The sequence below is a fragment of the Streptomyces sp. NPDC015131 genome (genome assembly GCF_043079975.1).
In the GTDB taxonomy this organism is placed as follows: domain Bacteria; phylum Actinomycetota; class Actinomycetes; order Streptomycetales; family Streptomycetaceae; genus Streptomyces.
The window spans coordinates 36,962-50,255 of record NZ_JBIBVB010000001.1 but is presented as its reverse complement, the minus strand read 5'-3'; the positions used below and the strand labels follow the sequence as shown (position 1 = coordinate 50,255).

Annotated in this window: 13 protein-coding genes; 6 read left to right on the top strand and 7 right to left on the bottom strand. The window is 73.8% G+C overall.

The features are described 5' to 3' along the window. Positions 1–43: 43 nt before the first annotated feature. From ACF08D_RS00210 to ACF08D_RS00190, 5 genes are all read right to left on the bottom strand, one after another. The gene (locus ACF08D_RS00210) at positions 44–1,015 is read right to left on the bottom strand and encodes a TauD/TfdA family dioxygenase (RefSeq protein ID WP_392220060.1); all 972 of its coding nucleotides are present in this window, start codon (positions 1,013–1,015) and stop codon (positions 44–46) included. A 273-nt stretch (positions 1,016–1,288) separates the two neighbouring features. Next, positions 1,289–1,522, bottom strand: coding sequence for a hypothetical protein (locus ACF08D_RS00205; protein WP_392220059.1), 234 nt, complete (start codon positions 1,520–1,522; stop codon positions 1,289–1,291). Then, entirely contained in the window at positions 1,519–1,908 is a 390-nt protein-coding gene (locus ACF08D_RS00200) for an ArsR/SmtB family transcription factor (RefSeq protein WP_392220057.1), read from the bottom strand. Before ACF08D_RS00200 ends, ACF08D_RS00205 begins: the two co-directional genes overlap by 4 nt. Before the next feature lie 27 nt (positions 1,909–1,935). Beyond that, on the bottom strand, positions 1,936–2,760 hold the full coding sequence (locus ACF08D_RS00195; RefSeq protein WP_392220055.1) for a 4'-phosphopantetheinyl transferase: 825 nt from the start codon (positions 2,758–2,760) through the stop codon (positions 1,936–1,938). A gap of 56 nt (positions 2,761–2,816) precedes the next feature. After that, the gene (locus tag ACF08D_RS00190; protein WP_392220054.1) at positions 2,817–4,184 is read right to left on the bottom strand and encodes an AMP-binding protein; all 1,368 of its coding nucleotides are present in this window, start codon (positions 4,182–4,184) and stop codon (positions 2,817–2,819) included. Positions 4,185–4,389: 205 nt separating this feature from the next. Here ACF08D_RS00190 and ACF08D_RS00185 point away from each other — a divergent pair, with 205 nt between their 5' ends. Beyond that, complete coding sequence (locus ACF08D_RS00185) at positions 4,390–5,388, top strand: TAXI family TRAP transporter solute-binding subunit (protein ID WP_392220052.1); 999 nt, start codon at positions 4,390–4,392, stop codon at positions 5,386–5,388. On the opposite strand, the gene ACF08D_RS00180 is transcribed toward ACF08D_RS00185, so the two are convergent. Then, complete coding sequence (locus ACF08D_RS00180) at positions 5,367–6,782, bottom strand: sensor histidine kinase (RefSeq protein WP_392220051.1); 1,416 nt, start codon at positions 6,780–6,782, stop codon at positions 5,367–5,369. The two genes, ACF08D_RS00185 and ACF08D_RS00180, sit on opposite strands and share 22 nt — an antisense overlap. A 15-nt stretch (positions 6,783–6,797) precedes the next feature. Next, positions 6,798–7,538 carry a response regulator transcription factor gene (locus ACF08D_RS00175; protein ID WP_392220049.1) on the bottom strand — a complete coding sequence of 247 codons (741 nt, stop codon included), beginning with the start codon at positions 7,536–7,538 and terminating at the stop codon, positions 6,798–6,800. Positions 7,539–7,820: 282 nt separating this feature from the next. Here ACF08D_RS00175 and ACF08D_RS00170 point away from each other — a divergent pair, with 282 nt between their 5' ends. The 5 genes from ACF08D_RS00170 (at position 7,821) to ACF08D_RS00150 (ending at position 13,257) form a co-directional block, all read left to right on the top strand. Beyond that, positions 7,821–8,606 (top strand): amino acid ABC transporter ATP-binding protein, encoded by a 786-nt coding sequence (locus ACF08D_RS00170; RefSeq protein ID WP_392220048.1) that lies wholly within the window; start codon positions 7,821–7,823, stop codon positions 8,604–8,606. A 73-nt stretch (positions 8,607–8,679) separates the two neighbouring features. Next, positions 8,680–9,603, top strand: coding sequence for a glutamate ABC transporter substrate-binding protein (locus ACF08D_RS00165; RefSeq protein WP_392220046.1), 924 nt, complete (start codon positions 8,680–8,682; stop codon positions 9,601–9,603). 232 nt (positions 9,604–9,835) lie between these two features. Beyond that, positions 9,836–10,483 carry an amino acid ABC transporter permease gene (locus ACF08D_RS00160; protein WP_392220045.1) on the top strand — a complete coding sequence of 216 codons (648 nt, stop codon included), beginning with the start codon at positions 9,836–9,838 and terminating at the stop codon, positions 10,481–10,483. After that, on the top strand, positions 10,480–11,424 hold the full coding sequence (locus tag ACF08D_RS00155) for an amino acid ABC transporter permease (protein WP_392220044.1): 945 nt from the start codon (positions 10,480–10,482) through the stop codon (positions 11,422–11,424). The genes ACF08D_RS00160 and ACF08D_RS00155 overlap by 4 nt, the downstream gene beginning before the upstream one ends. 234 nt (positions 11,425–11,658) lie before the next feature. Next, positions 11,659–13,257: an FAD-dependent monooxygenase gene (locus ACF08D_RS00150; RefSeq protein ID WP_392220042.1), complete on the top strand. Its 1,599-nt coding sequence runs from the start codon at positions 11,659–11,661 to the stop codon at positions 13,255–13,257. The last annotated feature ends 37 nt before the right edge of the window (positions 13,258–13,294 follow it).

The window sequence follows — 13,294 nt, the reverse complement described above, 5'->3', positions numbered from 1 at the left end:
CGGACCCGGCCGCGGCCCGCGCCCCGGCGGGGGGTGAGGGGGGTCAGGCCAGAGCGGCGCGGCTGACCATGTCTCCCATGGCCACGATGATCTTCCGGTCGCCCTCGAAGGGGTCGCGGCCGTGCGAGACGAGCATGTTGTCGATGATCGCCACGTCGCCGCGCTCCCAGGGGAAGCGCTGCGCCAGGGAGTCGTAGAGCGAGCGCAGCGCCGCGAGGGTGTCGTCGTCGATCGGGGAGCCGTCGCCGAAGGAGGCGCTGCGCGGGTAGGCGGTCTCGTCGTCGCCGAAGAGCGACCTCATCACCTCCCGTACGGACGGCTCCAGGCAGGCCGTGTGGTGCAGGAACAGCTGGTTGAAGAAGACCTGTTCACCGGTCCGGGGGTGCTGGACGACGGCCGGGGCGTTCTGCACCGTGCGCAGGACGCCGTCGGGCAGCCACTGGCACTCCACGTCCTGGGCGCGGCAGCGCTCCTCCACCTCGGCGCGGTCGGTGGTGCCGAACATCTGCTCCCAGCCGACGTCGAGGCCGGGGATGAAGTTGCGTACATAGCGGATGCCGAGCGCCTCGAAGCGGCCCCGGAGCGCGTCCGGGAGCGCCGCCCAGACCTTGCGGCCGTCGACGATCGGGGTGGCTCCGCCCTTGCCGGCGGGCTGGACGCAGCAGAAGAACTGGCGGCTGGGCCACTGCGGCATGTGCGAGCTCTCGTGGTGGAACAGGATCGACTGCTGGGCCGGGTACGGGGTCGACTTGTAGACCCGGTCGGCGTCCTTCTCGTGCGGGAGGTCGCCGTAGTCGCCGTACAGGGTGGTCACCAGGGAGGACGCCACCGCCTCGAAGGCGTCCGCGTCCGCGACGCCGAAGCCGCGCAGGACGACCGCGCCGTGGACGAGCAGCAGGTCGTCGATGACCGGGCGGTGCCGCGCCGCCCACTCCCCCGCGTCGAGGCCGGGTGTCTCGCACCGGACCAGGGGCGGGTAGATCTCGTCGTTGAATGAGACGCCAGGACCGAACATTCCCGACCATCCCTTCCTCTCGTGGTCGCGGACACCGGCCGCGCCCGTCCGAGGCCGCGTGGGTCTGCCCGACGGAGTGACAGCGCCGGGGGCCCGGCGACACCATGGGACGTGTTCGGCTTCCGGTCGTGCGTCAGCGGGCTCGGCGCCGTGCTCAGTGGGAACGGCCACGAGTCTAGGAAGGCGGGCGGGCCCCGGCGACGCTGTTAAGTTCCGACCTAAATTCGCAGGTCGGAAGCGGTCCCGGGGCAGTGCCGCCCGGTGGGGCGGGGGTTATTCGACGCTGCGCAGCAGGGCCTCGACGGCCTTGACGCGGTCGCCGAGTTCGGCGAGCTGGCCGCGCAGCACCTCCTGCTGGGCCACCGCGTCCTCGGCGAGCTTGCGGTACGAGGCCATGGCCACGGCGTCGGCGCGGTGGCGCTGGAGTCTGAAGTAGGCGACCACGCTCGCGGTGATGCCGCCGACGACGATAAGGACGACGGCGATGGCGATGATGGCCCCGGTCATGTGCGTTTCCCCTTCACGTCTTTCAGGCCCTTCCGGTCCTTCGGGCCCTCCGCGTCCGCCCGCTCCGGCGCGGCGTCGGGGTCATCCGCCCGGGCCTCGTCGGCCCGTACGGCCGCCAGGATCGTATCGACATTCAGGTGGAGGTCGAACGCGCCCAGTTCGAAGTACTTGAGCGCCTTGCCGTCGTCGGACAGCTCCAGGTTGCCGACGACCAGACCGGCCTTTTCCAGCCGCTCCAGGTGCATGTACAGCAGGGGGCGGGACATGCCCAGACGGCGGGCCAGTTCACTGACGTACATCCGGCCCTCGGCCAGTTCGGCGATGACGCGGAGGCGCTGTGCGTGGCCGACGGCAGCGAGAACGGCCAGGAGCTCCTCGCTGGTCATGGCCCACCTCTGACATCCCGGGAAACTCTAGGACGAGACTTTCCCACGACCTGCGCGGATGTCAAACAAGGGGACCACCACCGCGGCGGCCACGAACCCGCCACCGGTGGTCCACCGGCCGGTCGTCCGCCCGTCGAAGAAGGCCGGTTCGGCCGCCCCGTGCGCGCGGGCGGCCGAACCGGCCACCACCCGCGCCCGGAACACCCCCGGGCACGGCGTGAATTCGACGTCCACGTCGAGGAACCCCAGCCGCGTCCCGGTCAGCGGGAACCACGCCTTGTACACGGCCTCCTTGGCGCAGAACAGCAGCCGGTCCCAGCACACGGCGCCGCCGCTGCGCTCCAGCTCCGCCTGCCGGGCGCGCTCCCGGGGCCGGGCGACGCTGGCCAGGACCCCGTCCCGGAGCGGCCGGTGCGGCTCCGCGTCCACCCCGATCGCCCGCGCGGCGCCGGTCGGGGCGACCGCGGCGGCCCGGTAGCCGCCCCGGCAGTGCGTCATGCTGCCCACCACCCCGGCGGGCCACCGGGGCGCGCCGTCCCCGCCGGGGAGCAGCGGGACGGGGGGCCGGCCGAGTGCGGCGAGGGCGAGGCGGGCGCAGTGCCGGACGGTGGTGAACTCCCGGCGCCGCCCGTCGGCCGCGCCCGCCACCACGGCCCGTTCGGCGGGCAGGAGGCGGGCGCCGGGTGGGTCGGAGAAGACCTCGGCGACGGCGGCGTACGGCGGCAGAAGGCGGTGCAGCAGCACGGGACCCGGCGGGTGCGCGGCCGGTTGGTCCACGGCCGGCGGGTGCGCGCCCGGCGGGTGCACGGCCGGCGGGTACGCGGCCTGCGGCTGCACGTCCGACGGGTGCACGGCCGGCGGGTGCACGCCCGGCGGGCCCACGTCCGGCGGGTGCACGCCCGGCGGGGTCACCCCGAGGCGGCCGGGGCGCGCCCGGTGACGAACAGCTCCCCGCCGTCGAGGAACCCCCGGTCCCGGGGGCCGCCGGCCGGGCCCGCCGGCGCGTCCACCCGGATCTCGCCGACCGCCCGCTCCGGCAGCGTCCGCCCCGACACGGGGTCGGCGACCCGTACCCCGGTGCCCGGCAACGGGGTCCCCCTGCCGACCAGTGCGACCGCGCCGGGGTGCGTCGGGGGCACCGGGACCGCCGCGCCCCGGGCGAGCGCCGCGCGGTCGTAGTGGCCGGTGGCGGCCGGGTGGAGCGGCCGGCCCAGCGTGGCGGCGGGCAGGCCCCGGCCGGGGCCGTACCCGGGGACGAACACCTCCTCGCGGAAGAAGCCGGGGCGGAAGGCGTCCGCGAACCGGCGCAGCGTCCCGGGCCGGACCGGCCGGCCCCCGTCGCCCCCGACGGCGGCCACCCGCCAGGTCGACAGGTCGACACGCATCCGCCCGTCCGCGGGCGCGCGCCGCGCGCACAGCTCGTACGCGCCGGCGGGCGCCGCGGCGACGACGTCCTCCTCCGCCTCGACGGCCCGCAGCCACAGGCCCGGGTCGCGCAGGAAGGCGGCGGGTTCCAGGACGACCGAGGCCGCCCCGGACACGAGGGGGAGGACCAGGGCGGTGGCCAGTCCGGTGCCGTGCGACAGGGGCAGCCAGCTCACGACGGTGGTGTCCGCGTCGACGTCGCACCGGTCGCGGACCGCCGCCTGGCCGGCCACCAGCTCGCCGTGGCCGACGGCGCCCGCGGTCCCGCCGGTCCCGGCGAGCAGGGCGGGGGCGAGCGGCTCCGGGCGGGCCGCCGGGCCGTGCCGCCCCGCCCCGGCCCGTACCGCCGCGCCGAGCTCGACCCGGGTCACGCCCGCCGGGGGCGGCGGGGCGGCGCGGTCCGGGACCAGCATCGCGGTGGCGCGGTGGTGCCGGGCGACGGCGGCGGTGGACGGCCCGGCCGGTTCCGCCACCGGCACCGCGACCATCCCGGCGTACAGGCAGCCGAAGAACGCGGTGGGGAAGTCCGCGACCGGGAGCGGGGGAAGGAGCACCCGGTCGCCGGGCCGTCCCGTGGTGAGGAGCGCATCCGCCACGGCGCGGGCCCGGACGTCCAGCTCGGCGGGGGTGAAACGCGCGACCGGCTCCCCGGAGGGCCCGAGCGCGGTGAACAGGGGCCGGTGGGCCGCCGCTCCCCCGGCGCGTACGGCCAGGAGGTCCGCGACGGCCGGAGCCGGGCCCGTGGGCGGGGAGGCGGACAGGAGCGGGGACGTGGGCGGGGGCGGGGACGTGGGCGGGGCGTCCGCCCGCGGGTCCCCGGCGAGCTTCTCGGTCGGCGATGCGCTGCTCATCGGTCCGTCCTCCCGGTCGAGCCACTGCGTCCCCCGGCATGCTGCCGCCCCGCGCTGACGTGACACTGACAAGCGCGGGGCGGCCGGGGACCGCGCCCGGGGCGGCCGGGGACCGCGGCCGGGGCGGCCGCCGCGCCGCAGGGTGGCGGGTCCGTCACCCGGCGGCCCTGGTGATCACCGGGCGTGAGCTGGCAGGATCGCGCCCATGCTCCAGGCCCTGTCCCGTGTCAGCCGCCGCCGCGCCCTCCGGGGGTCGGCGGTGGGGCTCGTGGTGCTGGGCCTGCTGCTGTGGTGGCTGGTGCCGACGGGCGAGTCGTCGCCGCGGGGCACGGTCACCTTCAGCACCGGAGTGCCGACGGGCGTGTACCAGCGGTACGGGAAGCTGCTGGAGGAGGCGCTCGGGCGCCACGTCCCGGACGTCGACATAAAGCTCCTGGACAGCGAGGGCTCCCGGCAGAACCTGGCGCGGCTCGCGTCCGGGGAGGCCGACTTCACGATCGCCACGGCCGACGCGGTGGCCACCTACATCCGGGACAGCCGCCCCGGCGCGTACGATCTGCGCGGCTGCGCCCGGCTGTACGACGACTACGTGCAGCTGATCGTGCCCAAGGGCTCCAAGGTGCGCTCCACCCGTGACCTGCGGGGCCTGCGCGTCGGCGTGGGGCAGGAGGGGTCGGGGGTCCGGCTGATCGCCAACCGGCTGCTCCAGGCCGCCAAGGTCGACCCGGAGAAGGACATCACGCCGGTGTCGGCGGGCATCGACACCATGCCGTCGCTGCTGGAGCAGGGCCGCCTCGACGCCTTCTTCTGGTCGGGCGGGCTGCCCACCAGCGCGGTGCAGAAGCTCTCCGAGCGCCACCCGATCCGGCTGGTCCCGCTGGAGGACGACCTGGTCGACCGGGTGCACGAGGGCGGCGGCAGCGGCCGCTACTACCGCTCGGCCGTGGTCCCCGCCGACGCGTACGCCCTGTCCCAGGAGGGCCGGCCGGTGGAGACGGTGGCCGTGGCCAACCTGCTGGTCACCACCGACCGCACGGACCCGGCGCTGGCGGAGGCGTTCACCCGCACGGTGATCCAGAGCCGGGACCGGATCGGCCGCGAGGTGCACCCGGCGCAGCTGGTCGACCTGCGCACGGCGGTCTACACCGACCCGCTGCCCCTGCACGAGGGCGCCCGCCGCTACTACCGCTCGGTCAAGCCCTGAGGCGACTCCGGCGCGGTGCGGGGCACCGTGACGGTGACGCGCAGGCCGTGCGGCTCGTGGTGCGCGTACGTGAGGGAGCCGCCGCCCGCCGCGAGCAGGGCGCGCGAGATGGACAGGCCGAGGCCCGATCCCTTGATGTTCTGGTGGCGGTTGCTGCGCCAGAAGCGGTCGCCGACGCGGGCCAGTTCCTCGTCGGTGAGGCCAGGGCCGCCGTCGGTGACGACGATGGTGGACGCGGGGCCGTCGGCACCGGCCGTCACGGTGACCTCCTCGCCGGCCGGGGTGAACTTCAGCGCGTTGTCGATCACCGCGTCGAGGGCGCTGGAGAGCGCCACCGGGTCGGCCCAGGCGGTGACGGCCGCGCCGTGCCAGGTCAGGCGGACGCCCTTCTCGTCGGCCAGCGGGCGCCAGGCGGCCACCCGCTCGCCGGTGAGTTCACCGATGTCGGTGAGTCTGAGGTCGGCGGCGGCGTGCTCGGCGAGGGCCAGGTCGAGCAGGTCGTCCAGCACCTGCGCCAGGCGCTTGCCCTCGGTGCGTACGGAGGCGATCTCGTCGTTGCCGGGCGGCAGTTCCAGCGCCAGCAGCTCGATGCGCAGCAGCAGCGCGGCCAGCGGGTTGCGCAGCTGGTGGGAGGCGTCGGCGACGAAGGCCCGCTGCTGTTCCAGGACCTCCTCGACGTTGTCGGCCATCTCGTTGAACGAACGGGCGAGGCGCCGCAGTTCGGGCGGGCCGCCGGCCGCCGCGACCCGGGAGTTGAGCCGGCCGGTCGCGATGCCGTGGGTGGCGGCGTCCAGCACCTTCACGGGCTTGAGCACCCAGCCGGTGAGCCGGAAGGCGGCACCGACCGCCAGCAGCATCGCCGCGACCTCACCGGCCGCGATCAGCAGCCAGCCGTGCAGGATGCGCGAGCGGAGCTGGCCGGTCGGCGAGTCGGTGAGCACCACGGCGACGACGTCCCCGTCCCGTACGACGGGTGAGGCCACCGCGAGCCGCGCGTTCGTCTGCCAGGGCCACACCTGCGGCGGGTCGTGGCTGCGGCGGCCGAGCAGGGCTTCGCGGAAGGCGCGGCGGGGCTCGCCGGACAGCGGGACGTCCCAGTCCTTGGGGGCGCGGGCCATCGCGGTGGTGTCGCGGTAGAAGACGCCGACCTCGATCCCGTACACCTCGTGGTAGCGGACCAGTTCGCCGTGCAGCGTCGACTGCCGCTCGTCGATGCCGGGGCCGCGCTCGGTGACGAACTGGGCGAGCGCCGCGAAGCGGGCCGTGTCGTCGATGCGGTCGACGACGACGGTCTGCTGCCGGGCCGCGGCGAGACTGGCCGCGAGCGGGAAGCCGAGCGCGAGCAGCACGCCCGCCATGAGGACGAGCAGCAGGGGCAGGAGCCGGGTGCGCACAGGAGGGGCCCGCGGTCACGCGGCCGGGGCGACCAGGCGGTAGCCGACGCCGCGCACGGTCTCGATGAGGGCGGGCATGCCGAGCTTGGCGCGCAGGGAGGCGACATGGACCTCCAGGGTGCGGCCGGTCCCCTCCCAGCTGGTGCGCCAGACCTCGCTGATGATCTGCTCGCGGCGGAAGACGACCCCGGGCCGCTGCGCGAGCAGGGCGAGCAGGTCGAACTCCTTGCGGGTGAGCTGGACCTCGGCGCCGGCCACGGTGACCCGGCGGGTGGGCAGCTCGACGGTGACCGCGCCGAGGCGCAGCGGCGCCGTCTCGTCCGCCCCGCCGGCGGTGGTGCCGGGGCCCGCGGCGGTGCCGGACTCGTCGGTGTCGGGGGCGGTGGAGCGGCGGCTGACGGCGTGGATGCGGGCGAGCAACTCCCCCGTGTCGTACGGCTTCACGACGTAGTCGTCGGCGCCGAGGTTCAGCCCGTGGATCCGGGAGCGGACGTCGGCGCGCGCGGTCACCATGATCACCGGGGTGCTCGTGAGCTTCCGGATCTTGCCGCACACCTGGTAGCCGTCCTGGTCCGGCAGCCCGAGGTCGAGGAGGACCACGCCGAAGGGTGCCCGGCCGGCGTTCGCCGCGGGCAGGACGGCCTGGAGCGCCTCCTCGCCGTTGCGCGCGTGGGTGACGTCGAACCCGTGCTTCTTGAGGATCGCCGACAGGGCGGCGGCGACATGGTCGTCGTCCTCGACGAGCAGAAGTCTCATGGCCCCCCTCCGGCGGCTGGGTGGTGATCGGTCGCTGCGGTGACCATACGGCCACCTCGGCATGAACGCTGATGGGCGGCCCGCCAGTCAAGGGGGTTCCGGGGGCGCGGGGGGTTCTGTTATGCACCCGTTCCCCTCCCGCGAGCCCCCCGGCGCCCTGTTCACGCATAGTGTCCGGTTGAAGCCGGATCGTTATGCTCAATTTCCGCTCAGATGTAATGACGTTGGTCGCACCGCGTGCTTAATGTCCTCCCCAACCGAGGAGGACGGAGCAAGAAGCCGATGAGCGGAGTTTCAGTGACCAAGGGCGCGGAGGACGCCGTACCGACGGCGGGCGACCTGGTCGTGCTGAGCAACGTCAACAAGCACTTCGGCGCGTTGCACGTGCTCCAGGACATCGACCTGACCATCGCCCGTGGCGAGGTCGTGGTCGTCATCGGGCCGTCCGGGTCCGGAAAGTCCACGCTGTGCCGCACCATCAACCGCCTGGAGACGATCGACTCCGGAAGCATCACCATCGACGGCAAGCCGCTGCCCCAGGAGGGCAAGGAGCTCGCCCGGCTGCGCGCCGACGTCGGCATGGTCTTCCAGTCCTTCAACCTCTTCGCGCACAAGACGGTGCTGGAGAACGTGATGCTGGGCCAGGTCAAGGTCCGCAAGGCCGACAAGAAGGCCGCGGAGCAGAAGGCCCGGACCCTGCTGGACCGCGTGGGCGTCGGCACCCAGGCCGACAAGTACCCGGCGCAGCTGTCCGGCGGTCAGCAGCAGCGCGTCGCGATCGCCCGGGCCCTGGCGATGGACCCGAAGGTGATGCTCTTCGACGAGCCCACGTCGGCGCTCGACCCCGAGATGATCAATGAGGTCCTCGAGGTCATGCAGCAGCTGGCGCGGGACGGAATGACGATGATCGTCGTCACCCACGAGATGGGCTTCGCCCGCTCGGCCGCCAACCGCGTCGTCTTCATGGCGGACGGCCGGATCGTCGAGGAGGCCGTGCCGGAGCAGTTCTTCAGCAACCCGCGCAGCGACCGGGCCAAGGACTTCCTGTCGAAGATCCTGCACCACTGAGGGGTCCCGCCGCCGGCCGGCGGCCATGACGACTTACGAACCACGACGTACCACGACATAAGGGATGTTCACCATGAAGCTTCGCAAGACGGCCGCGCTGGCCGTTGCCGTGCTCGCGCTGTCCGCGACCGCCTGTGGTGGCAAGGAGGGCTCCGCCGGCGACAAGCCGGGCGGCGTCCAGCCCGGCGCCACCAACGCTCCGGCCCTGCCGAAGTACGTCGTCGCGTCGAACGTCGACCTCAAGGACTCGCCGACGTTCAAGGCGGCCAAGGAGCGCGGCAAGCTGATCATCGGCTCCAAGGCCGACCAGCCGTACCTCGGCTTCGAGGACCAGGCCACCAAGGAGCGCTCCGGCTTCGACGTGGAGATCGCCAAGATGGTCGCCGCCGAGCTGGGCTTCACCGAGTCGCAGATCGAGTGGAAGACGGTCGACTCCTCGACCCGTGAGACCGCCATCTCCAAGGGCCAGGTCGACTACTACGTCGGCACCTACACGATCAACGACAAGCGCAAGGCGCAGGTCGGCTTCGCGGGCCCGTACTACCTGGCCGGCGCCGACCTCCTGGTCCGCAAGGACGACTCCTCCATCACCGGCCCGGACTCCGTCAAGGGCAAGAAGGTCTGCTCGATCACGGGCTCGACCCCGCTCCAGGAGATCAAGAAGCCGCAGTACGGCGCCAAGACCACCGAGCTGGGCAAGTACTCGGACTGCGTGCAGCAGCTGCTCACCAAGCAGGTCGACGCGGTGACGACGGACGACGCGATCCTCAAGGGGTACGCCGCCCAGAACCCCTCCAAGCTCAAGGTCGCCGGCAAGCCGTTCACCAAGGAGCCCTACGGCATCGGCATGAACAAGGAGGACAAGGCCCTGCGCGACGCGGTCAACAACGCGCTGGACAAGAACATCAAGGACGGGGTCTACAAGAAGATCTACGAGGCCACCCTGGGCCTGTCCGGTTCGGCCTACACCGCCCCGCCGGCGCTCGAGCGCTACTGACGCCCGAGGGCGGGCCGGCGGTCCGGACGGCTCCGGCCCCGGCGGCCCGCCCGCCGGGACCGGCGGTCCGGACCGGACCCGCCCCCCCGCTTCACTGCTTCGCCACGAAGCGCCCCGCACCGACTGCGCGCGGGGCGCTCCGCCCCGTGTCCGGGGCCCCCGCCCGCTCCCGCGGGCGCCCGCCCCGTACGCACCTTGACCGCCAGCCGCTGACCGCCGACGCGGAGACCCCATGAACGTACTGCTCGACCACTTCTCAGAGTTCCGCGACGGCTTCATAGGAACCGTGTCGATCACCGCCGTCAGCACCGCCATCGCGCTGGTCCTCGGCGTCGTCATCGCCGGTTTCCGGGTCTCCCCGGTTCCGCCGCTGCGCTGGTTCGGCACCGCGTGGGTGACCCTGCTGCGCAACACGCCGCTGACGCTGCTGTTCCTGGTGACGACGTTCGTGGTGCCGGAGATCCTGTTCCCCGGCATGAGCGCCTTCGTCCTCGGCTCCCTCGCGCTCGGCTTCTACACCTCCTCCTTCATCTGCGAGGCGGTCCGCTCCGGCATCAACACGGTGCCGCTGGGCCAGGCCGAGGCGGCCCGCTCCCTCGGCATGACGTTCTCGCAGACGCTGCGGCTGATCGTGCTGCCGCAGGCCACCCGTACCGTCCTGCCGCCGCTGAGCTCGATCCTCATCGCGCTGACCAAGAACTCGGCCATCGCGGGCGCCTTCAGCGTCACCGAGCTGTTCGGCTGGCAGAAGCTCATGAGCGAGGACGGGTACGACATCCTCCCGATCTTCGTCTGGGTCTCCCTCGCCTACCTGGTGGTGACGTTCTCCATCAGCGGTGTCTTCCGCATCCTTGAGCGCCGCCTGGAGGTCGCCCGATGAGCGCCAGCGTTCTCTTCGACGCCCCCGGCCCCAAGGCCGTCGTCCGCAACCGGATCTTCGCCGTCGCCGGCACGCTGCTGATCGTCGGCCTGCTGGCCGTCGTGATCGTGCGGCTGAACGACAAGGGGCACCTCGCCCCCGAGATGTGGGACATCTTCAACTACGCCGGCATCCGGCAGAACATCGCCGACGCCGTCCTCGCCACCCTCAAGGCGTTCGGCATCGCCGCCGTCGGCTCGCTGGTGCTCGGTGTGCTCCTCGCCGTCGCGCGGCTCTCCGACCACAAGCCGGTCCGGTGGCTGGCGACCGGCTTCATCGAGCTGTTCCGCTCCATCCCGCTGCTGATCACCATCTACGCCGTGTGGGTCGGCTTCCTCACCGACTACTCGATGTGGGCGCTGGCCGTCGGCCTGTCCATCTACAACGGCTGTGTGCAGGCCGAGGTGCTGCGGGCCGGTGTGAACGCCGTGCCCAAGGGCCAGCGCGAGGCCGCGTACGCCATCGGCATGAGCAAGACGCAGGTCATGACGACCGTGCTGCTGCCGCAGGCCGTACGGGCGATGCTGCCGACGATCATCAGCCAGCTGGTGGTCACCCTGAAGGACACCTCGCTCGGCTTCATCATCCTCTACCCCGAGCTGCTCCAGACGGCCCGGCTGATCGCCTCCAACACGCAGGTCAACGGCATGTACCCGTATGTGTCGACGATCGTGGTGATCGGCGCCATCTACGTCGCCATGTGCCTGGCCCTGTCCGGGCTCGCCACCTGGATCGAGAAGCGCGGCCGCCGCGCCAAGACCGGCATCGGCCCGGCCGCCGGCGCGGGCAACGCGGCGGTCCTCGGCGGCGACGCCGGCAACGCCGCCGCCAACACCATCCTGCTCGGCGGGGGTGAGGGCGGGGACGGCGGTGCCGCCGGAGGCGGTCCGGCGAAGGTCTGACGCACCCGCCGCCCGGACGGCGTCGCCTGACGCCGCGTGACATCATCCGGGTGGCACAGGGGTTGTACGGGGGCAGTGGCGGTCGCGCCGCTGCCCCCGTCGCTTGACGGAGGCACCGGCAGTAGGTTGCATACGTTCTGTGATCACGTCGCGTCGGGCCCCAGCCGCACCGTCCCGGGTTTCCCCTGCTCACCGCACGCCCCTCGGGGCCGTCACGGCCTCGGGAGTCACGCCGTGGACCCGGTGATCGTGGTCGGCGCCGGCCCGGTCGGGCTGGCGCTCTCCCTCGCCCTCGCCGCACAGGGAGTGCCCTCCGTCGTCCTGGACGAGGGCCCCGGCAAGGACGAGCCGCGCGCCGCGCGCACCGCCGTGCTCCGCCCCGACACCGCCGCGTTCGTGGAGCGCCTGGGCTGCGACACCGTACGGGACGAGGGGGCGCGCTGGACCGGCTGGCGCTCGATGCGCCGCCGCCAGGAGATGCGGCACGTCGAGTTCGGCCCCGAGACGCCGTCCCCGCTGCACGTCCCGCAGCACGCCCTGACGCGCGGGCTGCGCGAGGCCGTCGCCGCCCTGCCGGACCCGGACCTGGTACGGGTGGTGACCGACAGCCGCCTCGACGGCATCGAGCAGGACGCGCACGGCGTGACCGCCCACACCCGCGGGCCGGAGGGCACCTGGTGGCGCGGCAGCCATCTGGTCGGCTGCGACGGGGCGCGCTCCACCGTGCGCAAGCTGCTGGGCGTCCGCTTCCCGGGCCGTACGGCCGTCGAGCGGCACGCCGTCGCCGCCCTGCACGTCGAAATGCCGTGGCCGGACGAGGCCCTGCTGCACCGTCAGCCGCCGTGGCGGGGCGCCGGCGAGGAGGTCACGGCGCGCCCGCTGCCGGACGGCTGCTGGCGCCTGGACTGGCTGCTGCCCCCGCGCGGTGAACTGGTCACGCCCGACGCGCTGGTGACGCGGATCCGCGAGACGCTGACCGGCTGGTGCGGCGACACCCCGTCGTACGACCTGGTCGACACCGGCGTCTACACCCTGCACCACCGGCTCGCCCGCCGCTGGCGGGTGGACCGGGCCTTCCTCGCCGGGGACGCCGCCCATCTGCTGGGCGCGCTCGGCACCCAGGGGCTGGACGAGGGGCTGCGCGACGCCGAGAACCTGGCCTGGAAGCTGGCGCTGGCCTGGCACCACGGCGCCTCCGACCTGCTGCTGGACAGCTACCAGGCGGAGCGGCGCACGGCCGTCGCCGCCCGGCTGCGGGCGGCCGACCAGTCGCTGCCGGTCCTGCGCGGCGCGGGCGGCCTGCGCACCTATCTGCGCGGCGGCGGGCACGACGCCCTGCTGACGGACGGTCACGTGGGGCGCGGCCCGCTCGGCGCGCCTCCCGCCTACCCGCACTCCCCCCTCGCGCCCCTCTCCGCCGAGGCGCACACGGTCGTGGGTACGCCCCTGGGCGCGCCGGTCGCGGACGTGCGGGTCACCGCTCCCGAGGACGGCACGACCGCGCGGCTGCGCGACCGGCTGGGCCGGGGCACCCTGCTCGCGGTGCTGGTCGCGCCCGGCACGGGCGTGTGGGACCGGCGGCACTGGATGTCGGCGGGCGTGATGCCCCGGCTGGTGGAGGCGGTGGCCGGGCTGCCGGTCCCCGGGGAGGTCCTGGTCACCGAGGCGTACCCCGGGGCGGCGGCGCACACCGTGCTGCTGGTCCGGCCGGACGGTCATCTGGCCGCGGCGTTCGGCGGGGTGCGGGCCGCGGACCTGCACGCGGCGGCGGACGCGGTACGCGGCGGTGCGCCGGCGCACCAGGACACCGACCGGACCGCCGACGTCACCTGAGGCACCCGGCCCCGGTCGCGCCCGCCCCGGTGGCCGC

Coding starts and splice junctions, on each gene's coding strand:
- ACF08D_RS00170 (WP_392220048.1), top strand. CDS start 7,821: ATGAGCGGAGTTTCAGTGACCAAGGGCGCGGAGGACGCCGTACCGACG.
- ACF08D_RS00190 (WP_392220054.1), bottom strand. CDS start 4,184: ATGAGCAGCGCATCGCCGACCGAGAAGCTCGCCGGGGACCCGCGGGCG.
- ACF08D_RS00210 (WP_392220060.1), bottom strand. CDS start 1,015: ATGTTCGGTCCTGGCGTCTCATTCAACGACGAGATCTACCCGCCCCTG.
- ACF08D_RS00200 (WP_392220057.1), bottom strand. CDS start 1,908: ATGACCAGCGAGGAGCTCCTGGCCGTTCTCGCTGCCGTCGGCCACGCA.
- ACF08D_RS00155 (WP_392220044.1), top strand. CDS start 10,480: ATGAGCGCCAGCGTTCTCTTCGACGCCCCCGGCCCCAAGGCCGTCGTC.
- ACF08D_RS00165 (WP_392220046.1), top strand. CDS start 8,680: ATGAAGCTTCGCAAGACGGCCGCGCTGGCCGTTGCCGTGCTCGCGCTG.
- ACF08D_RS00185 (WP_392220052.1), top strand. CDS start 4,390: ATGCTCCAGGCCCTGTCCCGTGTCAGCCGCCGCCGCGCCCTCCGGGGG.
- ACF08D_RS00205 (WP_392220059.1), bottom strand. CDS start 1,522: ATGACCGGGGCCATCATCGCCATCGCCGTCGTCCTTATCGTCGTCGGC.
- ACF08D_RS00175 (WP_392220049.1), bottom strand. CDS start 7,538: ATGAGACTTCTGCTCGTCGAGGACGACGACCATGTCGCCGCCGCCCTG.
- ACF08D_RS00160 (WP_392220045.1), top strand. CDS start 9,836: ATGAACGTACTGCTCGACCACTTCTCAGAGTTCCGCGACGGCTTCATA.